Source organism: Frigoribacterium sp. MEB024 (genome assembly GCF_000878135.1).
In the GTDB taxonomy this organism is placed as follows: Bacteria; Actinomycetota; Actinomycetes; order Actinomycetales; family Microbacteriaceae; genus Frigoribacterium.
On record NZ_JXQZ01000099.1, the window covers coordinates 43,564 to 62,998 of the forward strand.

At 70.9% G+C, this 19,435-nt stretch carries 15 protein-coding genes and 2 tRNA genes; 9 read left to right on the top strand and 8 right to left on the bottom strand.

All coding sequences use genetic code 11. The features are described 5' to 3' along the window. Positions 1–27 precede the first annotated feature (27 nt). Together SZ60_RS14395 and SZ60_RS14400 are read left to right on the top strand one after the other, a co-directional pair. On the top strand, positions 28–1,536 hold the full coding sequence (locus SZ60_RS14395; protein ID WP_052505435.1) for a histidine kinase: 1,509 nt from the start codon (positions 28–30) through the stop codon (positions 1,534–1,536). Positions 1,537–1,565: 29 nt separating this feature from the next. Next, complete coding sequence (locus tag SZ60_RS14400; RefSeq protein ID WP_043597028.1) at positions 1,566–2,234, top strand: response regulator transcription factor; 669 nt, start codon at positions 1,566–1,568, stop codon at positions 2,232–2,234. A gap of 64 nt (positions 2,235–2,298) precedes the next feature. Here the strand turns inward: SZ60_RS14400 and SZ60_RS14405 are convergent, their stop codons facing one another. Both SZ60_RS14405 and SZ60_RS14410 read right to left on the bottom strand, forming a co-directional pair. Next, on the bottom strand, positions 2,299–3,069 hold the full coding sequence (locus SZ60_RS14405; RefSeq protein ID WP_043597030.1) for an SGNH/GDSL hydrolase family protein: 771 nt from the start codon (positions 3,067–3,069) through the stop codon (positions 2,299–2,301). Between the two features lie 278 nt (positions 3,070–3,347). Beyond that, positions 3,348–3,418, bottom strand: a tRNA-Gly gene (locus SZ60_RS14410). A 152-nt stretch (positions 3,419–3,570) separates the two neighbouring features. Between SZ60_RS14410 and SZ60_RS14415 the strand changes: the two genes are divergently transcribed. The 5 genes from SZ60_RS14415 to clpX all read left to right on the top strand — a co-directional run bounded on the left by SZ60_RS14415 (position 3,571) and on the right by clpX (position 8,025). After that, a tRNA-Pro gene (locus SZ60_RS14415) sits at positions 3,571–3,643 on the top strand. A 62-nt stretch (positions 3,644–3,705) separates the two neighbouring features. Next, positions 3,706–5,028 carry a trigger factor gene (tig, locus tag SZ60_RS14420; protein ID WP_043597032.1) on the top strand — a complete coding sequence of 441 codons (1,323 nt, stop codon included), beginning with the start codon at positions 3,706–3,708 and terminating at the stop codon, positions 5,026–5,028. Between the two features lie 213 nt (positions 5,029–5,241). Next, the gene (locus tag SZ60_RS14425; protein ID WP_043597035.1) at positions 5,242–5,829 is read left to right on the top strand and encodes an ATP-dependent Clp protease proteolytic subunit; all 588 of its coding nucleotides are present in this window, start codon (positions 5,242–5,244) and stop codon (positions 5,827–5,829) included. 40 nt (positions 5,830–5,869) lie between these two features. After that, positions 5,870–6,535 (top strand): ATP-dependent Clp protease proteolytic subunit, encoded by a 666-nt coding sequence (locus SZ60_RS14430; protein ID WP_043597037.1) that lies wholly within the window; start codon positions 5,870–5,872, stop codon positions 6,533–6,535. A 209-nt stretch (positions 6,536–6,744) separates the two neighbouring features. Then, positions 6,745–8,025, top strand: a complete 1,281-nt coding sequence (clpX, locus tag SZ60_RS14435; RefSeq protein ID WP_043597039.1) for an ATP-dependent Clp protease ATP-binding subunit ClpX — start codon at positions 6,745–6,747, stop codon at positions 8,023–8,025. Positions 8,026–8,072: 47 nt separating this feature from the next. Here clpX and SZ60_RS14440 read toward each other — a convergent pair whose 3' ends face one another. Continuing rightward, positions 8,073–10,100 carry a M3 family metallopeptidase gene (locus SZ60_RS14440; protein WP_043597041.1) on the bottom strand — a complete coding sequence of 676 codons (2,028 nt, stop codon included), beginning with the start codon at positions 10,098–10,100 and terminating at the stop codon, positions 8,073–8,075. A 34-nt stretch (positions 10,101–10,134) separates the two neighbouring features. Between SZ60_RS14440 and SZ60_RS14445 the strand changes: the two genes are divergently transcribed. Beyond that, positions 10,135–10,953 carry a methyltransferase domain-containing protein gene (locus tag SZ60_RS14445; RefSeq protein WP_043597042.1) on the top strand — a complete coding sequence of 273 codons (819 nt, stop codon included), beginning with the start codon at positions 10,135–10,137 and terminating at the stop codon, positions 10,951–10,953. Positions 10,954–11,048: 95 nt separating this feature from the next. Here SZ60_RS14445 and SZ60_RS14450 read toward each other — a convergent pair whose 3' ends face one another. Both SZ60_RS14450 and valS read right to left on the bottom strand, forming a co-directional pair. Further along, positions 11,049–11,321 carry a hypothetical protein gene (locus SZ60_RS14450; RefSeq protein WP_043597045.1) on the bottom strand — a complete coding sequence of 91 codons (273 nt, stop codon included), beginning with the start codon at positions 11,319–11,321 and terminating at the stop codon, positions 11,049–11,051. Beyond that, a complete protein-coding gene (gene valS / locus SZ60_RS14455) occupies positions 11,321–13,966 on the bottom strand; it encodes a valine--tRNA ligase (protein ID WP_043597047.1) in 2,646 nt (881 codons plus the stop codon). The genes SZ60_RS14450 and valS overlap by 1 nt, the downstream gene beginning before the upstream one ends. A 246-nt stretch (positions 13,967–14,212) precedes the next feature. Here valS and proP point away from each other — a divergent pair, with 246 nt between their 5' ends. Then, a complete protein-coding gene (gene proP / locus SZ60_RS14460) occupies positions 14,213–15,748 on the top strand; it encodes a glycine betaine/L-proline transporter ProP (RefSeq protein ID WP_052505436.1) in 1,536 nt (511 codons plus the stop codon). A gap of 116 nt (positions 15,749–15,864) precedes the next feature. Here proP and SZ60_RS14465 read toward each other — a convergent pair whose 3' ends face one another. The 3 genes from SZ60_RS14465 to SZ60_RS14475 are packed head-to-tail and all read right to left on the bottom strand — an operon-like array spanning position 15,865 to position 19,435. Next, a complete protein-coding gene (locus tag SZ60_RS14465) occupies positions 15,865–17,595 on the bottom strand; it encodes an ABC transporter ATP-binding protein (RefSeq protein WP_082060189.1) in 1,731 nt (576 codons plus the stop codon). Further along, the gene (locus SZ60_RS14470) at positions 17,592–18,488 is read right to left on the bottom strand and encodes an ABC transporter permease (protein WP_082060190.1); all 897 of its coding nucleotides are present in this window, start codon (positions 18,486–18,488) and stop codon (positions 17,592–17,594) included. The genes SZ60_RS14465 and SZ60_RS14470 overlap by 4 nt, the downstream gene beginning before the upstream one ends. Further along, positions 18,485–19,435 carry an ABC transporter permease gene (locus SZ60_RS14475; protein ID WP_043597048.1) on the bottom strand — a complete coding sequence of 317 codons (951 nt, stop codon included), beginning with the start codon at positions 19,433–19,435 and terminating at the stop codon, positions 18,485–18,487. Before SZ60_RS14475 ends, SZ60_RS14470 begins: the two co-directional genes overlap by 4 nt.

The following is a 19,435-nucleotide window of genomic DNA, read 5'->3' on the forward strand; positions in this document are numbered from 1 at the left end:
CGCCCCGCGCAGACCAGGCTCGAAGGCATGATCCAGGAGACCACCATCACCGCCGCGAACCCCTACCTCTCGCCCCCGTCCCGCCCCGGCGGCTACCGACGACGCTGGCGCGAGTTGCCCCGCGAACTCGGCTACGTCGCGCTCTCGGCCGTCCTCGTCGTCATCGTGACGGTGGCCGCCTCGTTGTTCCTGCACACGGTCAGCGGGTCGAGCGACTCGTTGTTCACCCTCGTCTTCCTCGCGATCGTCGTCTTCGGCGCGCTGTGGATCGCTCGGTGGTTCGGCACCTTCGAGGTGCTCCGCCTGGGCTGGGCCAGCGACCGTCCGATCCGACCCGTCGACTGGACTCCCAACACCGCATGGGGTCGGTCCACGAACCGCTTCGTGCGGGCGGTCTCGGTCTTCGCCAACCCGCACTACTGGCTGTACCTGCTCTACGGCGTCGTGGTCTTCCCGATCGTCGCGGGCTTCACGACCTTCGTCCTCGTGAGCCTGCTGGCCGGCCCGGTGCTCGCGGTCCTCGGGGTCGTGCTCGTCTTCCAGGCGTTGCCGCCGTTCGACACCTTCAACTGGGCGTCCGCGATCGGCAACGGCGGAGGCGCGGTGCTCGTCGTCCTCGCGCTCGCCCTCTTCGCCGTGGTCGTCCTGGTCTACCCCTACGTCGTGCACGGGTTCGTCGTCATGCACCAGGCGATCGCCGGCGTGATGCTCGGCGGGTTCCGCAGCGAGCAGCTCGAGGTCGAGCTCGCCGACCGTGAGATCTCGCGCACGGCCGCCCTGTCCGCCGAGGGCACGGCCCTCCGCCGGCTCGAGCGCGACATCCACGACGGGCCCCAGCAGCGCCTCGTGCGCCTGCAGATGGACCTCGCGGCGGCCTCCCGCGCCGTCGACACCGATCCCGAGAAGAGCAAGTCCCTCATCGAGGAGGCGCGGGTGCAGTCCCGCGAGGCCCTCGAGGAGCTGCGCGCCCTGTCCCGCGGTTTCGCGCCTCCGTTGCTCCTGGACCGCGGCCTGGTCGCGGCACTCGAGTCGCTCGTCGACCGCTCGGTGGTTCCGACCACGATGCTCAACCGGGTGCCCGCGCACGTCGCGATCCCGAGCGACATCGAGCGCAACGCGTACTTCATCGCGTCCGAACTGGTGACGAACACGGGCAAGCACGCCGAGGCGGCCAGCGCCGACCTCGTGCTGCGCACGCGCCAGGCTCCCGACGGCATCGGCACGCTGCTCGAGCTCGTCGTGACCGACGACGGACGCGGCGGTGCCGGCCTGCGCGACGGCCACGGTCTCGCCGGGGTGCAGGAGCGCCTCGTGGGCCTCGGCGGCTTCCTCGACATCAGCAGCCCGCAGGGCGGGCCGACCATCGTCACGGTGAGCATCCCGATGACGATCGAGGTGCCGAGCAACCCGACGATGCCGCTGCCGACCGAGCCGCTGCCGCCGTTCTCCTCGACGGCCGTGACCGAGCCGCTGCCCGACGGGGCGCTGCCCGACGGGCCGCTCGACCCGCCGGCCGGGCCGCCCGCGCGACCGTAGTCCGTGGGCCGCGCCCGTAGTCTGGACGCGTGAGTCTCGAGAGCCCCTCCCGTCAGCCCCTCCGCGTCGTCGTCGCCGACGACTCGGTGCTGCTGCGGGAGGGGCTCGTCCGACTCCTCGACGAGATCGGGGTCGAGGTCGTCGGGGCGTACGGCGACGCCGACTCCTTGCTGGCCGACCTGGACGAGGTCCGTCCCGACATCGCCGTGCTCGACGTCCGCATGCCGCCGACCCACACCGACGAGGGCGTCCGGGCCGCGATCGAGGCGCGACGCCGTCGGCCCGACCTCGGCATCCTGCTGCTGTCGCAGTACGTCGAGGTGGCCTACGCCCGCGACCTGCTCGAAGCGGGCTCGGGCGGCGTCGGCTACCTGCTCAAGGACCGCATCGCCTCGTTCGACGAGTTCCGTGACGCGCTCGGGCGGGTGTCCGACGGCGGCACGGTCCTCGACCCGCAGGTGGTCTCGCAGTTGCTGGGTCGTCGCAGCGACCCGCTCGCCGCGCTCACGCCGCGTGAGCGAGAGGTGCTGACGCTGATGGCCGAGGGGCGCACGAACGCCGCCATCGCGGCCGAGCTGGTCATCGGCACGGGTGCGGTGGAGAAGAACGTCACCTCGATCTTCCAGAAGCTCCTGCTCGAGGACAGCGGCACCGACCACCGTCGGGTGCTGGCGGTGCTCGCCTTCCTGCAGCGCTGAGTCGGCTCGTCCCCGGTTCGGTGGAGCTCCGGCGACCGGCTGACAGAGCGCCGGACGGGTGTCGTCAGCTGGTCGTGCCCGGCGCGCCGTCGGCCGGGTCGGCGGGGGAGTCCGCCTGAGGGGCGACGGCCCGCGGGCCCGCCACGTCGAGGACGGCGTCGCGCAGCGCGTGGCCGAGGGCCTCGTAACCGGCTGTCGTGGGGTGGATGCCGTCGACGGTCGTGCCGGCGGCGAAGACGTCGCCCGCCCGGGCGAACCCCCAGGGGTCGGTGAAGGTCCAGCCCTTGTCGGCGACGTAGCGCTCGAGTTGCCCCTCGTACCGCGCCGCGGCCCGCGGTGCACGGTCGTAGGGCGGGATCGCGGCCACGACGACGTGCTCCGGCCGGATCGTGTCGACGATGGCGTCGTAGGACGCGGCGGACTCGGCGAAGCTCAGCCCGAGGCGCACGTCGTTCGTGCCGGACATCAGCACGAGGACGTCGACGTCGGCGACCGGGCGCACCGCCGCGGCCTGCTCCTGCACCGTCGAGCCGCCCTTGGCGTAGCCACCCACGTAGTCGATGCCGTCGCCCTGGGCGTAGGTCATCCAGGTGTCGGCGGTGAGCCCGGCGCTCAGCAGACGACCGCCCCCGGCGGTCAACGAGTCGCCGACGATCGCGACCCGCACGCCCCCCGAGCTCGGAGCGACGGCCACGCCGGGCCCGGCCGCGGCCTGCGCGATCGCGCCGGACCCTGAGGCGCGGGTCGCCTCGGTCGGAGGGGCGGCGCATCCGGCCGCGAGGGTGGCCACGACCGCACCGACCAGCGCGACCCGTGCGAACGTCGCGCGTCTCATGTGGCCATCTTGGGTCACGTCGCGCCGAGAAAAATCATCCGCCAGCACGACTTCCCGCCGAGCCGCCCGAGAGACCCCTGAAGAGCGCCGACACCGACGTGCAAGGCCCGGAGAACATTTCATTGAAGGCGCCCCCGGCGCCGGACGCCTGCGTGCAAGGCGCGAAGAAGATTTCATTCAAGGCGCCTACCGGCGCCGACGCCTGCGTGCAACGTGCGGAGAAGATTTCATTCAAGGCGCCCCCCGGCGCCGACGCCGGAGGCGTCGAACAAACACAGAGGGGATGACGGGAATCGAACCCGCGTGATCAGTTTGGAAGACTGAGGCTCTACCATTGAGCTACATCCCCGTGAGCGGCCGAGCCGCACGGGTGAGACCAGCATAAGGCATCCGACGAGGTCGCTCAGTCACGGGCCCTCGGCGTCGGCTAGACTCGACGCGGCCTTCACGTACCCGACCTCAACGGGGCTCACGCGTGCCGGCCGGTTCCAGGCTGATACACGGGGCGTAGCGTAGTGGCTAGCGCGTCCGTTTTGGGGGCGGAAGATCGCAGGTTCGAGTCCTGTCGCCCCGACGATCGTCTACCTGCTGTCTCGGATGTGAGTTCAGCGCCACCAACACAGGAGAAGCCCCACATTGGTCCAGACCACGGTTGAGAAGCTCAGCCCCACGCGCGTCAAGCTCAACATCGTCGTCACCCCCGACGAACTCAAGCCCAGCGTCACGCACGCCTACGGTCACATCGCCGAGTCGGTCAACATCCCCGGGTTCCGCAAGGGCAAGGTGCCGCCGCCCATCATCGACCAGCGCGTCGGTCGTGAAGAGGTGCTCAACCACGCCGTCAGCGAGAGCCTCGACAAGTTCTACCGCGAGGCCGTGACCGAGACCGAGATCCGCGTCCTCGGCCGTCCCGAGGCCGACGTCGTCGAGTGGCCGAACGTCAAGGACTTCTCCGGCGACCTGAAGATCGCCGTCGAGGTCGACGTGCGCCCCGACTTCGACCTGCCCGAGTACGACGGCCTCGAGCTGACGGTCGACACGGTCGACATCACCGACGACGAGATCGCCGAAGAACTGACGAACCTGCGTACCCGTTTCGGCACGCTGGTCACCGTCGACCGTCCCGCCACCACGGGTGACTTCGCGCAGATCGACCTCACGGCGACCATCGGCGACGACGTCGTCGACACCGCCAAGGGCATCTCGTACGAGCTCGGCTCGGGCGAGCTGATCGAGGGCATCGACGAGGCCCTCGAATCGCTCACCGCCGGTGAGAGCACCACCTTCGAGTCGAAGCTGCTCGGCGGCGATCGCGAAGGCGAGACCGCCCTCATCGCCGTCGACGTCACGGCCGTCAAAGAGCGCGAGCTGCCCGAGGCCGACGACGACTTCGCTCAGATCGCCAGCCAGTTCGACACGATCGACGAGCTCAAGGGTGACCTGAAAGAGCAGCTGGCCAAGTCGAAGACCTTCGGTCAGGGTGCCCAGGCACGCGACCAGGTCGTCGAGAAGTTGCTCGAGGCCGTCGAGATCCCCGTCCCCGAGAAGCTCGTCGAGGACGAGGTGCACCGTCACCTCGAGCAGGAGAACCGCCTCGAGGACGACGAGCACCGCGCCGAGGTGAAGGAGAGCAGCGAGAAGGCCTTCCGCAACCAGATCCTCCTCGACGCCATCGCCGAGAAAGAGGCCGTCAAGGTCGAGCAGGACGAACTGACGCAGTACCTCATCCAGGGTGCGGCCCAGTACGGCATGGAGCCCGGCGAGTTCATCAAGGTCCTCGACCAGAACGGCCAGATCCCCGCCATGGTCGGCGAGGTCGCTCGCAGCAAGGCCCTCGCGGTCGTGCTCAGCAAGGCCAAGGTCGTCGACGGCAAGGGCGACTCGGTCGACCTGTCCGCCTTCACCGCGACCGCGGGTGTCGGCGGCGACGACGACCACGCGGGTCACGACCACGCGTAAGCAACAGCGGCGGGTCGGCTGACCCGTCACGTCGAGAGGGCCGGGTGCGAGTGCACCCGGCCCTCCGTCGTTCCCGGCGCCGCGCCTCCCGGGCTCTCGGGCGTGCCCCGCGTGGCCGTGGAGGCGCGGTATCTGCCGTGGGCGAACAGCCCGGAACCCGTGCGTTGGCTCCGATAGATTCGACGACAAGCGACAACGAATGGGAGCTCCACCATGGCCGACGTGACACTGCCCAACAGTGTTTTTGACCGACTGCTCAAAGACCGGATCATCTGGCTCGGCTCTGAGGTCCGCGACGAGAACGCCAACGAGATCGCCGCGAAACTGCTGCTGCTCGCTGCGGAAGACAGCGAGAAAGACATCTACCTCTACATCAACTCGCCCGGCGGGTCGATCACGGCGGGCATGGCGATCTACGACGCCATGGAGTTCGTGCCGAACGACATCGTCACCGTCGGCATCGGCATGGCCGCGTCGATGGGCCAGCTGCTCTTGACGGCCGGCACCAAGGGCAAGCGCTACATCACACCGAACGCTCGCGTCCTGCTGCACCAGCCGCACGGTGGGTTCGGCGGCACCTCGTCCGACATCCAGACGCAGGCGCAGCTCATCCTCTCGATGAAGCGTCGACTGGCCGAGATCACGGCCGCGCAGACGGGCAAGACCGTCGAGCAGATCAACGAGGACGGCGACCGCGACCGCTGGTTCACCGCCGAGGAGGCCCTCGAGTACGGCTTCGTCGACCACATCCGCGGCTCGGCCACCGACGTCGTCGGCGGCGCCGGCACCGACCAGGCCTAGGCCCTTCGCCCCTTCGTCAGAACGAGAAAGAGAAGAACTCATGGAACTCCCGATGATGGGTGGCGCGGGTCGAGTGCAGACCCCCAGCTCCCGGTACATCCTGCCCAGCTTCGAAGAGCGCACGGCGTACGGCTACAAGCGCCAGGACCCCTACGCGAAGCTGTTCGAAGACCGCATCGTCTTCCTCGGCGTGCAGGTCGACGACGCCTCGGCGGACGACATCATGGCCCAGCTGCTCGTGCTCGAGAGCATGGACCCCGATCGCGACATCACGCTGTACATCAACTCGCCCGGTGGCTCGTTCACGGCCATGACGGCCATCTACGACACGATGCAGTACATCCGTCCCGAGATCCAGACGGTCTGCCTCGGCCAGGCCGCCTCGGCCGCGGCCGTCCTGCTCGCCGCGGGTCAGCCCGGCAAGCGTCTCGCCCTGCCCAACGCCCGCGTGCTGATCCACCAGCCCGCGACCGGTGGCAGCAGCGGCGGCCAGGCCTCCGACATCGAGATCCAGGCCGCCGAGGTGCTCCGCATGCGCACCTGGCTCGAAGAGACCCTGTCGAAGCACTCGAACAAGACGCCCGAGCAGGTGAACCGCGACATCGAGCGCGACAACATCCTGGGTGCCCAAGAGGCGCTCGAGTATGGACTCGTCGACCAGGTCCTGGGTTCGCGCAAGAACCAGCCGGCGGCGCTGACGCGCTGACCTCGGCATGACGACGAAGGCCCCGGGCTCCCGCCCGGGGCCTTCGTCGTGGTGATCGCCGGGTCGTCGGCACGGCGTCCTCCGACCATCCCCGTCGGATGTGCTCGAACCACCCGGGTCGGTCCGTGAGGGTCGGCGGATCGGGTTAGGCTCGGTGCACACGACGACCGGTCCCGGTCGATGACCTCAGCCAATCAGGGAGGCCGAGCATGGCGCGCATAGGTGAGAGTGCCGATCTGCTCAAATGCTCGTTCTGCGGCAAGAGCCAGAAGCAGGTCCAGCAATTGATCGCCGGTCCCGGCGTGTACATCTGCGACGAGTGCGTCGAGCTCTGCAACGAGATCATCGAAGAGCGCCTCGCCGAGGCCGGTGACGAACCCGCGAGCGAGTTCGACCTGCCCAAGCCCCGCGAGATCTACTCGTTCCTCGAAGAGTACGTGATCGGGCAGGACGCGGCGAAGCGTGCCCTCTCGGTGGCCGTCTACAACCACTACAAGCGCATCCGCGCCGCCTCGACCCTCACCGCCGCCGAGTCGCTCGCCGACGAGGTCGAGATCTCGAAGTCGAACATCCTGCTGATCGGCCCGACCGGCTGCGGCAAGACCTATCTGGCGCAGACCCTGGCCAAGCGGCTGAACGTGCCGTTCGCCGTCGCCGACGCCACGGCCCTCACCGAGGCCGGCTACGTCGGCGAGGACGTCGAGAACATCCTGCTCAAGCTGATCCAGGCCGCCGACTACGACGTCAAGCGGGCCGAGACCGGCATCATCTACATCGACGAGATCGACAAGATCGCCCGCAAGGCCGAGAACCCGTCCATCACGCGCGACGTCTCGGGCGAGGGCGTGCAACAGGCGCTGCTCAAGATCCTCGAGGGCACCGTGGCCTCGGTGCCGCCGCAAGGTGGCCGCAAGCACCCCCACCAAGAGTTCATCCAGGTCGACACGACCAACGTGCTCTTCATCGTCGCCGGGGCGTTCGCCGGGCTCGAGGACATCATCTCGAACCGCGCAGGCAAGCGCGGCATCGGTTTCGGTGCCCCGCTGCACAGCAAAGAAGACGAAGCAGCCCTCTTCAGCGAGGTCCTGCCCGAAGACCTCCACAAGTTCGGTCTGATCCCCGAGTTCATCGGTCGTCTGCCCGTGGTGACCACGGTCACGCAGCTCGACCAGCCCGCGTTGATGCAGATCCTCACCGAGCCGAAGAACGCGCTCGTGCGGCAGTACCAGCGCATGTTCGAGATCGACGGGGTCGAGCTCGAGTTCGACCGCGGCGCCCTCGAAGCGATCGCCGACCTGGCCGTCCTGCGTCAGACCGGCGCCCGCGGGCTCCGCGCCATCCTCGAAGAGGTCCTCGGTCCGATCATGTTCGACGTCCCGTCGGACGACACCGTCGGGCGAGTCGTCATCACACGGGCCTCGGTGCTCGAGAACGCCGCGCCCACGATCGTGCCGCGCCTCGTCGAACAGCGCACCGAGAAGTCCGCCTAGCAGCGACGTCAGAACGCCCCGGCCGGTTCGGCCGGGGCGTTCTCGTGTCAGGCGAGGCCGCGGCGCGCGAGCAGGGGCTCGACCCGGGCGTCCCGACCACGGAAGTCGCGGTAGGCCTCGAGTGGGTCCTTCGAGCCGCCGACGCCCAGCAGGCGTGAGCGGAACCGGTCACCGTTCTCGCGGGTGAGCCCGCCGTTCTGCTCGAACCACTCGACCGTGTCGGCGTCGAGCACCTCGCTCCAGATGTACGAGTAGTAGCCGGCGTCGTATCCGCCCGAGAAGGTGTGGGCGAAGTACGTGCTCGAGTAGCGGGTGGGGACCGACCCGAGGTCGAGGCCCACCGCGGCCAGCGCCTCCTGCTCGAACGCCTCGACGTCCGTGATCGCCGCGGCCTCGGCCGACGACACGGTGTGCCACGCCTGGTCGAGCAGCGCCGCGGCGAGGTACTCGCTCGTCTCGAAGCCCTGGTCGAACCCCTGCGAGGCGATGAGCGCGTCGACCAGCGGCTGGGGGAGGCGTTCGCCGGTCTCGTGGTGCACGGCGTAGTTCGCGAGCACCTCGGGCCAGAGCATCCACATCTCGTTCACCTGGCTGGGGAACTCGACGAAGTCGCGGAAGACGTTCGTGCCCGAGAAGCTCGGGTAGGTCACCAGGGCGACGAGACCGTGCAGGGCGTGACCGAACTCGTGGAAGAACGTCGTCACCTCGTCGAGCGTCAGCAGGGTCGGCCGGCCGGCCGGTGGCTTGGGCACGTTGAGGTTGTTGACGACCACCGTCGGCAGTCCGGTCAGGGCGGACTGCGAGACGAGCGGGTTCATCCAGGCACCGCCGCGTTTGCTGTCACGCGTGTACAGGTCGAGCACGTAGAGGCCGACCTCGCGGCCGTCGGCGTCGGTCACCTCGAAGACCCGCGCCTCGGGGTGGTAGGCGACCAGGTCGGGGCGCTCGGCGAACCGCAGGCCGTAGAGCTGCCCCGCGGCGAAGAAGACGCCGTCGTGCAGCACGCGCTCGGCCTCGAAGTACGGCCGCATCGCGGCCGTGTCGACGTCGTGCTTCTCGGTGCGGACCCGTTCGGTGAAGAAGGCCCAGTCCGACGCCCGGATCGTCCGGCCGGCGACGCGCTCGAGCTCGGCCTGCTCGGCGCGCGCGTTTCGGGCGGCAGGAGGCGCGAGTCGCCCGAGCAGGTCGGCCACCGCCTCGGGCGTGCCCGCCGTCTCGCCCGCCGTGACGTAGGCGGCGTGCGACCGGAACCCGAGCAGCTCGGCCCGCTCGGCGCGCAGCCGGGCGATCTCGAGCACGAGCCCGCGGTTGTCGTGGTCGCCTCCGCGGCGTCCGCGCGAGAGCGACGCCTGCATGATGCGCTCGCGCAGCGCCTGGTCGGTCAGGCTCGCGAGGTAGGGGTGGCCGCTGAACAACACGAGGGTGATGACGTAGCGCCCCTCGAGTCCACGCTCTCGGGCCGCCTCGGCGGCGGCGGCGATCGCCCCGGCGTCGAGTCCGTCGAGTTCGGCGACGTCGTCGACCACGACGGCGAGGTCGTTCGTGTCGGCCAGCAGGTTCTTCTCGAACCGCGTGGTCAGGGTCGAGAGCCGGCCGTTGAGGTCGCGCAGGCGGTCTTTGTCGTCGTCGCCGAGGGCGGCCCCCGAGCGAGTGGCCTCGGCGACGAGTCGTTCGACGAGGTATCGCTGCTCGGCGGTCAGGTCGAGGGCGTCCCGGCGCTCGTGCACGCTGCGGAGACGGGCGAAGAGGCGCGGGTCGAGCCGGATGGCGTCGGCGTGTGCCGCGAGCCGCGGGGCCAGCTCGAGTTCGAGGGCGTCGGTGGCCTCGGTCGAGTCCGACGAGGTCTTGTTGAAGAAGACGTGCTCGACGCGGGTGAGGATCGCGCCGCTGCGTTCGAGGGCGGCGACCGTGTTCTCGAAGGTCGGCTCGTCCGGGTCGGTCGCGATCGCCTCGACCTCGGCCAGCTGTTCGGCGAACCCGGCGTCGAACGCGGGGCCGTAGTCGTCGTCGGTGATGCTCGCGAACGGCGGCAGCGAGTACGGCAGCGTGCTGGGGGAGAGGAACGGGTTCGTCATCAGCCCACACTAGGAGGCGCGCTAGGGTCGCCACATGAGCGAACGCCCCGAGACGCCCGCCCGGTACACCCACGGCCACCACGAGAGCGTGCTGCGCAGCCACTCGTGGCGGACGGTCGAGAACTCCGCCGCGTACCTCGAGCCGCACCTCGTGCCCGGGGTCAGCGTCCTCGACGTCGGGTCGGGGCCGGGGACCATCACCGTCGACATCGCCGGCCGCGTCGCGCCCGGTCGCGTGATCGGCATCGACGCCGCGGCCGCCATCGTCGAACAGGCGACGTCCCTCGCGGTCGAGGCCGGCCTGCACAACGTGCACTTCGAGACCGCCGACCTCTTCGCCCTGCCGTTCGACGACGACGCGTTCGACGTCGTCCACGCGCACCAGGTGCTGCAGCACGTGGGCGACCCGGTGGCCGCCCTGCGCGAGATGCGTCGGGTGACCCGCCCCGGGGGAGTCGTGGCCGTCCGCGACGTCGACTACCACGGCTGCGTCTGGGCTCCCGAGAACCCCGGGCTCGACCGGTGGATGGACGTCTACCAGGCCGTGCACCGCGGAAACGGCGGTGAACCCGACGCCGGGAGGCGCCTCAAGGGCTGGGCGCTCGAGGCGGGCTTCGTCGACGTGGCGAGCAGCGCCTCCGTGTGGTGCTTCGCCTCGGACGAGGACCGCACCTGGTGGGGCGACAGCTGGGCGACCCGCGCGACGGAGTCGGCGTTCTACGCCGACGCGATCGACAAGGGCGTGGCCACGCACGACGAACTGCACGCGATCGCCGACGCCTGGCGCGCCTGGCGCGACGCCCCCGACGGCTGGCTCATCATGCCGCACGGCGAGCTGCTCGCCCGCGCCTGACCGTCAGCACCGGGCGGCGAGAGCTCGAGAAGAGACGACATGCCGCTCACCGTCGACGGTGAGCGGCATGTCGTGACATCTCGGCCGACGTGGCGTCAGTCGTCGTCGCCCTCGGCGTCGTCACCCTCGGTGTCGACGGGCTCGTGGATGCGGGCCTCACCGGTGACGGCGTCGACCCGGACGACCGTGCCGTCGTCGAGCTCGACGACGGGACGGTGCTCGAGCCAGGTCAGCGTCCAGCGCCACGAGGTCGCGTCGACTCCTTGGTCGGAGAGCTCACGCTCGACCTGGGCGACCGCCCCGAGGACGGGAGCAGGCAACTCGGCCGGGGCCGCGCCTCCCACGCTCCACCGCGTGCCGAGCTGCATCAGGCACCCGCCGTCGTGACAGGAGCGGCACCGGAGCCGGTGCCGGCCGCACCGGCGTCGGCCGGCACCTCGGCGAACACGATGTCGCCGACCGCCAGCTCGTCGCCCTCGGCGAAGGACAGCTCGGCGATCTTGCCGACCGCCGCGAGGTCACCCGCCGCGAGCTTCACGAGCTCGAGCTGGGCCGAAGGGCCCGTGATGACGGCCGAGGCCACCGGGGTCTTCTGCGAGGCCTTGGCGTCCGACTTCGCCCGCCGGACGAAGATCAGTGCCTGCCCGACGAGCCCCACGAGACCGGACGAGGTCTCGCCCTCGGTGAGGCCGAGCTCGTCGACGGTCGGCCACGCGGCCCGGTGCACCGAGTCGTCGTGCGTCCAGGACCAGACCTCTTCGGTGGCGAACGGCAGGTAGGGCGCGAGCAGGCGCAGCAGGCCCTCGAGCACCGTGCGCAGTGCGAGCACGGCGGAGGCCTGCTCGGCCGGCGTGGTGGCGCCGTAGGCGCGCTCCTTCACGAGCTCGAGGTAGTCGTCGCAGAACGTCCAGAAGAACTTCTCGGTCGTCTCGAGCGCCCGGGCGTGGTCGTAGCCCTCGAGCGCCTCGGTCGCGGTCTCGATCACGGCGGCGAACGACGCGAGGAGGTCACGGTCGAGCGGCTGGGTGATCTCGAACTCTCCTGAGGGCAGCTCGAACGAGTACACGAACTTGGCCGCGTTGAGCACCTTGATGGCCAGACGGCGGCCGATCTTGATCTGCTTGGGGTTCTGCGGGTCGAACGCCGCGTCGGTGCCCAGCCGGCTCGACGCCGCCCAGTAGCGCACCGAATCCGAGCCGTGGTCGTCGAGCATGGCGGCCGGGGTCACCACGTTGCCCTTCGACTTCGACATCTTCTTGCGGTCGGGGTCGACGATGAAGCCCGAGATCGACGCGTTCTTCCACGGCACGGTGCCCGACTCGAGCTGCGACCGCAGCATCGTCGAGAACAGCCAGGTGCGGATGATGTCCTGCCCCTGGGGGCGCACGTCGTAGGGGAACACCAGGTCGAACAGCTCGGGGTCGCGCTCCCAGCCGCCGGCCAGCTGCGGGGTGAGCGACGACGTCGCCCAGGTGTCCATCACGTCGACCTCGCCGACGAAGCCGCCGGGCACGCCGCGCTGCGACTCGTCGTAGCCGGGAGCCGCCTGGGAGGCCGGGTCGATCGGCAGCTGCGCCTCGGTGGGCACGATCACCTGGTCGAAGACGGGGTTGCCGTCGCCGTCGAGCGGGTACCAGACCGGGATCGGCACGCCGAAGAACCGCTGGCGCGAGATGAGCCAGTCGCCGTTCAGGCCGTTGACCCAGTTGTCGTAGCGGACGCGCATGAAGTCGGGGTGGAACGCCACCTGGCCACCGCGCTCGAGCAGCGAACCCTTGAGCTGCTCGTCGCGGGCGCCGTTGACGACGTACCACTGACGGGTCGACACGATCTCGAGCGGCTTGTCGCCCTTCTCGAAGAACTTCACCGGGTGCGAGATCTTGCGGATCTCGCCCACGAGCTCGCCCGAGGCGGTCAGCTGCTCGACCACGGACTGCTTGGCGCTGAACACCGTCTTGCCGGCCAGCTGGGCATAGGAGGCGCGCCCCGCCTCGGACGTGATCGCCTCGGGGGCCTCGCTGACGAAGCGGCCGTCGAAGCCGATCACGGCGCGGTTCGGCAGCTGCAGCTCGCGCCACCAGACCACGTCGTTGGTGTCGCCGAAGGTGCAGACCATGGCGATGCCGGAGCCCTTGTCGGGCTGGGCGAGGTGATGCGCCACCACGGGCACCTCGACGTCGAACAGCGGCGAGCGGACGGTCGTGCCGAACAACGCCTGGTAGCGCTCGTCGTCCGGGTGCGCGACGAGGGCCACGCAGGCCGGCAGCAGCTCGGGCCGCGTGGTGTCGATCAGCACGTCGCCCTGGCCGTCGGTGCGGTGGAAGGCGAGCTTGTGGTACGCCCCGGGCATCTCTTTGTCCTCGAGCTCGGCCTGCGCCACGGCCGTGCGGAACGTGACGTCCCAGAGCGTCGGCGCGTCGGCCTGGTAGGCCTCGCCGCGGGCCAGGTTGCGGAGGAACGCCTTCTGCGCGATGGCCTGCGAGTCGTCGTCGATGGTGCGGTAGCTCTGGGTCCAGTCGACCGAGAGGCCGAGCTTCCGCCAGACGTCCTCGAACTGCTTCTCGTCCTCGACCGTGAGGCGCTCGCACAGCTCGATGAAGTTGCGACGCGAGATCGGCACCTGGTCGGCGGCCTTCGACGACTTGTTGTCGCCGCCCTCGAAGGGCGGGGTGAAGTCGGCGTCGTAGGGCAGCGACGGGTCGCAGCGCACACCGTAGAAGTTCTGCACGCGACGCTCGGTGGGCAGGCCGTTGTCGTCCCAGCCCATCGGGTAGAACACGCGCTTGCCGCGCATGCGCTCGAACCGGGCCTTGACGTCGGTGTGCGTGTAGCTGAACACGTGGCCGATGTGCAGGCTGCCCGAGGCGGTCGGCGGCGGGGTGTCGACCGAGAACACGGAGGCGCGGGTCGCGTCGGTGCGGTCGAAACGGTAGGTGCCGTCGGCCTCCCAGACCTGACCCCAACGGGCCTCGAGTCCTTCGAGGGCGGGCTTCTCGGGCATCGCTGACGTCATGGTCTTCTCCGGTTCTGTGGACGGCACCGTGTCGGTGGGGAGGTGCCTGGTTGTGGGACTCCGACCAGTGTACGCACCCTCGCGAGGGCTCCTCGTGGACCGCCGCCGCGCCTCCCGCGCGCTGCGCCCACTGCACCCCTGCGCACGCTGCACTGGTACTGACATGGCGGTTCTGTTAGGCTAGACGGGTTTTTTGCCGACGCTGGGGTCGACTGCCACCGCCCGACGACCTGGAGGCCTCACCCGATGTCAGCCAAGAAGAACGACAGCAAGAAGCCCGCCCGCCGCAGCCTGACCACCGACGACGTCACCGTCGTCGAAGAGGGTCTGCTCAAGCGCGCGGTCAGTGCCGCAGCCCTCGGCAACGCCATGGAGTGGTTCGACTTCGGCGTCTACGCCTACATCACGACGACGATCGCCCAGGTGTTCTTCCCGCCGGGCAACGACGCGCTCAACATCCTGTTCACCTTCGGCACGTTCACCGCCGCGTTCATCGTGCGCCCGATCGGCGGCGCCTTCTTCGGCCCGCTCGGCGACCGCATCGGACGCCAGAAGGTGCTCGCGCTCACGATGATCCTGATGGCGGCGGGGACGCTCGCCATCGGCCTCATCCCGTCGTACGCGACCATCGGCCTCTGGGCGCCCGTCCTGCTGCTGTTGGCGCGCCTCCTGCAGGGCTTCTCGACCGGCGGTGAGTACGGAGGCGCGGCCACGTTCATCGCCGAGTACTCGCCCGACAAGCGCCGCGGCTTCATGGGCTCGTGGCTCGAGTTCGGCACGCTCGCCGGCTACGTGCTCGGTGCCTCGCTGGTCACCGGCCTGCAGCTCGGCATGAGCGAGGAGGCGCTGCTCGCCTGGGGCTGGCGCATCCCGTTCCTGATCGCCGGGCCGCTCGGCCTGATCGGGCTCTACCTGCGCCTCAAGCTCGAGGAGACCCCGGCGTTCCAGAAGCAGCAGGAAGAAGCGGCCGGGCGCGAACACGTCAAGGTGCCGTTCGTGAAGCTCTTCGCCGAGAACTGGCGTGCGCTGATCGTCTGCATCGGCCTGGTGCTGGTGTTCAACGTGACCGACTACATGCTGCTGTCGTACATGCCGACCTACCTCACCAACACGCTCGGACGCAGTGCCACCTCGGGGCTGCTGCTCGTGATCGTCGTGATGGTCCTGATGATGATCGTCATCACGTTCAGCGGGCGCCTGAGCGACCGGTTCGGACGACGTCCCGTGCTGTTCGCCGGCTGCATCGGGTTCCTGGTGCTGTCGTGGCCGGCCCTTAAGCTCGTGCAGTCCGAGAGCACCCCGCTCGTCTTCGTCGGCCTGCTGGTGCTCGGCCTGGTGCTCGTCACGTTCACGTCGACCATGCCGTCGACGCTGCCCGCGCTCTTCCCGACGATCATCCGCTACGGCGCCCTGGCCATCGCGTTCAACGTGTCGGTCTCGCTGTTCGGCGGCACCACGCCCCTGGCCACCGAGGCGCTGGTCGTCTGGGCCGAGGGGAAGGGCTTCTCGTGGGCCCACGACATCCCCGCTTTCTACCTGATGGCCGCGGCCGTGATCGGCCTCGTCGCCGTGTGGTTCACGAAAGAGACGGCCAACGAGCCGCTGCTCGGTTCGGGCCCGTCGGTCGCGACCGACGACGAGGCGCGCGAGCTGGTCGAGGCCTACGCCGACGAGTCGAGCGAGGTCGCGAAGTCGGATTGGGCGCTCGAGTGGGCGCAGTCCGGGCTGATCGACGTGGTCGACCCGAAGGCCGCCGAGGCCGACGCCGCCCGCCGCGGCTGACCCGGGTCCCACCCTCCGCGGTCGAGACATCACGACGTGCCGCTCACCCTCGGAGGTGAGCGGCACGTCGTGTCATCCGGCCGGTCCGGGCCGGGCCGGTCGGGCGGGGCTAGGGGCTAGGGGCGAGCGGCGAGCAGGGCGCGGGTGTGGGCGTGCTGCGGGGCGGAGAACACGTCCGCCGTGCGGCCCTGCTCGACGATCCGGCCCTCGTGCATCACGGCGACCCGGTCGGACATGTGCTCGACGACGTCCAGGTCGTGCGAGATGAAGACGTAGGCGAGCCCGTCCTGCCGCTGCAGCTCGTCGAGCAGGTCGAGCACCTGGGCCTGGACCGAGACGTCGAGCGCCGAGACCGGCTCGTCGCAGACGATCACCCGGGGTCGCGGGGCCAGGGCGCGGGCGATCGCCACCCGTTGCCGCTGCCCGCCGGACAACGTGTCGGGCCGTCGCGCCACGGTGTCGGCGTCGAGCCCGACCCGTGCCAGCAGGGCGACGACCTCGCGCTCGACGGGGCCGAGGCGCGTGCTGCGGCCGGCCGTCAGCGCGTCGGCCAGCAGCCGACCGACGGTGAAGCGCGGGTCGAACGAGCTCGAGGGGTCCTGGTAGACGGCCCCGAGGTCGCCCCGGCGGGGACGGCGATCGCGCTCGCGCGCCGGGGCCCAGGTCGTGCCGAGCAGGTCGACCGTCCCGGCGTCGGGGTCGTCGAGGCCGAGCAGCAGACGAGCCGTCGTGGTCTTGCCCGAGCCGGACGCTCCGACGAGGCCGAGCGTCTCGCCGGCCCGCAGCGAGAGCGAGACGTCGTCCACGGCGACCCGGTCGGGCCCCCGACGGCTCGCGAAGACCCGGCGCAGGCCCGTCGCCACGAGGACGGGGCCGACCGGGGGAGTCGTCGACGTGTCGGGCGTCGACGGGCCGGGCGCGCCTCCTGACCGGGGTGTGCCGGGAGTGACCGGCGTCGTCGACGCAGGCGCGCCTCCCGCGTCCGGGCCGTCGGGCGTCACGGCGGCCGACAGGCGCCGACCCCGCGGGGCCCCACCCGGCAGGGCGGCGAGGAGCATGCGCGTGTAGTCGGCCTGCGGTGAGTCGAGCACGGTCGCCGTGGCCCCCTGCTCGACCACGCGTCCGTCGCGCATCACGACGACGCGGTCGGCCAGGCGGCGAACGACCCCCAGGTCGTGACTGATCGCGAGGACGGCCGTCCCTGCGTCGCGGAGGGCCGCGAGCCGGTCGACGACCAGGCGCTGCACCTCGGCGTCGAGGGCGGTGGTCGGTTCGTCCGCGACGATCAGGCCGGGCCGCAGGGCGAGGGCCGCGGCGATGAGTGCCCGCTGCCGCAGCCCTCCCGAGAGCTCGCCCGACCGCAGGCCGCGGCGCGCCTCGGGGTCGGGCATGCCGACCTCGGTGAGGACCTCGAGCACCCGGGCCCGACGGGCGGTCGGCGAGAGGCGCGTGTGCAGTCGCAGGGCGTCGTCGATCTCGCGACCGACCGGGCGCAGGGGGTCGAGCGAGACCAGGGCGTCCTGCAGCACGAGCCCGATGCGCGGGCCGCGCAGCCGACGCCAGCGTCGTTCGGTCAGCGTGAGAAGGTCGTCGCCACCGAGTCGCAGGGCGTCGGCCGTCACCGTGCCACCGGTCAGCCCGAGCAGGGCCCGGGCGGTCACGCTCTTGCCCGATCCTGACTCGCCGACCAGGGCCACGCATTCACCGGGACCCATCGAGAACGACACGTCGTCGACGGCGGTCACCCCGTCGAACGCGACGTGCAGGCGGTCGACGACGAGGTCGTCCGAGGAGGCGCGGTGCCGGTCACCGAGAGCGGCGCCGGTCGCCGGCGGGTCCGTGGTCATCGTCGGCCTCCTCGCCCGCGTCGCGCGAGACCGCGCCCCAGGACCGTGGCCGACGCGGCCGTCACGACGACGGCGAGCCCCGGGAAGACGGTCATCCACCAGGCGACCGCGAGGTACGTGCGCCCGGCCGAGAGCATCGCACCCCACTCGGGTGCCGGGGGCGGCGACCCCAGTCCGAGGTAGCTCAGCGACGACGCCCAGACGACGGCCTGACCGAGGCCCAGCGTGGCGAGCACGACGACGGGGGCGAGGGCGTTCGGCAGCACGTGGCGCAGCAGGACGACCCCCGGGCGGCGACCGAGCACGGTCGCGGCCTCGACCATCGGCGACCGGCGGACGGCCGCCACCTGGCTGCGGACGATGCGGGCGTACCCGGGGGCGGTCGCGAGGCCGACGGCGATCGTCGCGGGCACGGCCCCGGGCCCGGTGAACGCGATGACGACGAGAGCCAGAAGCAGGCCGGGCAGGGCGAAGAGGACCTCGAGCACGCGACTCACGCCGACGTCGGTCGCCCGACCGACCAGGCCGCGACCGCCGAGGCCCGCCAGGACGCCGAGGGCCACACCCAGGCCCGTGCCGATCAGCGTGGCGACGAGTCCGATCGTCAGCGAGGCGCCGGCTCCGTGGACGACGCGGGTCCAGACGCCCCGCCCCGACTCGTCGGTGCCGAACGGGTGCGCGGCCGACGGGCCGGCGAACGCGTCGGTCGGCGACACGGCGAGCGGGTCGGCGGGGGCCAGCAGGGCCGGCGCGACGGCCATCACGACCACGAGCGACAGCAGGGCGGCCGCGACGAGTTCCGCGGGGCCGAGCGGCGAGCGCCGCCGGGCGGCGCGCATCGAGGAGGCGCGGGTCGGGTCGGCACCCCGGGGCAGGTCGGGCAGCGCGGTCATGCCGCGCGTCCTCTCGGGTCGACCGCGCGCTCGGCCAGGTCGCCGAGGGCGACCACGACGACGTAGGCGAGGGCCGAGACGAGGGCGACACCGGTCACGAGAGGGATGTCACGCAGCGTGACCGCACCGAGGAGGGTGCGGCCGAGTCCCGGGCGCGCGAACACCGACTCGACCACGACGGCGCCGCTGAGCAGCGAGCCGAAGGCCCAGCCCGACAGGGCGAGCCCGGGCAGGGCCGCGTGCCGGAGCAGGTGACGGACGAAGAGCCCCGACGGACTCTCGCCCCGGGCTCGGGCCGAGAGGGCGAACGGGGTGGCCGCGGCGTCGAGGAGCGAGTCGCGGGTGACCTGGCCGAGAAACCCCGCGACGGGGATCGCGAGCGTGACGACCGGCAGGACGAGCCCCGCGGGGGTGCCCGTGCTCACCGGGGGGAGCAGCCCGAGCTCGGTGCTGAAGACCAGGATCAGCAGGCTGGCCAACCAGAAGTGCGGGACGGCCGAGGCGACGACCTCGAGCCCCGACGACACCGCCGAGGCGATCCGACCGCTGAGGGTCGCCCACCAGGCCGTCGCGATCGCCAGCAGCCAGGCCACGACCAGGGCCAGCAGGGCCAGGCCGATCGTGCCCGGCAACTGGTCGAGCAGCAACCGGCCGACGTCGGTGCGCAGCGAGTACGAGGTGCCGAGGTCGCCCGTCGCGAGTCGACCGAGCTGCGCGAGGTACTGGACGAGCAGCGGCTGGTCGAGGCCGTACTGCCGGCGGACCGTGTCGAGGGCCTCGGCCGACGCCTGCGACCCCGGACCGCCGAGGATCGCCTCGGCCGGGTCGCCCGGCACGAGCCGGATGGCGAAGAAGATGAGCGTCGCGACGGCCCAGAGCACGAAGACCGCACCGAGCAGGCGGCCGACGAGCCACCGACCCGCCCGTCGCCACCGCCCGGGACGCAC

Coding starts and splice junctions, on each gene's coding strand:
- proP (WP_052505436.1), top strand. CDS start 14,213: ATGTCAGCCAAGAAGAACGACAGCAAGAAGCCCGCCCGCCGCAGCCTG.
- SZ60_RS14470 (WP_082060190.1), bottom strand. CDS start 18,488: ATGACCGCGCTGCCCGACCTGCCCCGGGGTGCCGACCCGACCCGCGCC.
- valS (WP_043597047.1), bottom strand. CDS start 13,966: ATGACGTCAGCGATGCCCGAGAAGCCCGCCCTCGAAGGACTCGAGGCC.
- SZ60_RS14430 (WP_043597037.1), top strand. CDS start 5,870: ATGGAACTCCCGATGATGGGTGGCGCGGGTCGAGTGCAGACCCCCAGC.
- SZ60_RS14440 (WP_043597041.1), bottom strand. CDS start 10,100: ATGACGAACCCGTTCCTCTCCCCCAGCACGCTGCCGTACTCGCTGCCG.
- SZ60_RS14405 (WP_043597030.1), bottom strand. CDS start 3,069: ATGAGACGCGCGACGTTCGCACGGGTCGCGCTGGTCGGTGCGGTCGTG.
- SZ60_RS14450 (WP_043597045.1), bottom strand. CDS start 11,321: ATGCAGCTCGGCACGCGGTGGAGCGTGGGAGGCGCGGCCCCGGCCGAG.
- SZ60_RS14425 (WP_043597035.1), top strand. CDS start 5,242: ATGGCCGACGTGACACTGCCCAACAGTGTTTTTGACCGACTGCTCAAA.
- SZ60_RS14465 (WP_082060189.1), bottom strand. CDS start 17,595: ATGACCACGGACCCGCCGGCGACCGGCGCCGCTCTCGGTGACCGGCAC.
- SZ60_RS14395 (WP_052505435.1), top strand. CDS start 28: ATGATCCAGGAGACCACCATCACCGCCGCGAACCCCTACCTCTCGCCC.
- clpX (WP_043597039.1), top strand. CDS start 6,745: ATGGCGCGCATAGGTGAGAGTGCCGATCTGCTCAAATGCTCGTTCTGC.
- SZ60_RS14445 (WP_043597042.1), top strand. CDS start 10,135: ATGAGCGAACGCCCCGAGACGCCCGCCCGGTACACCCACGGCCACCAC.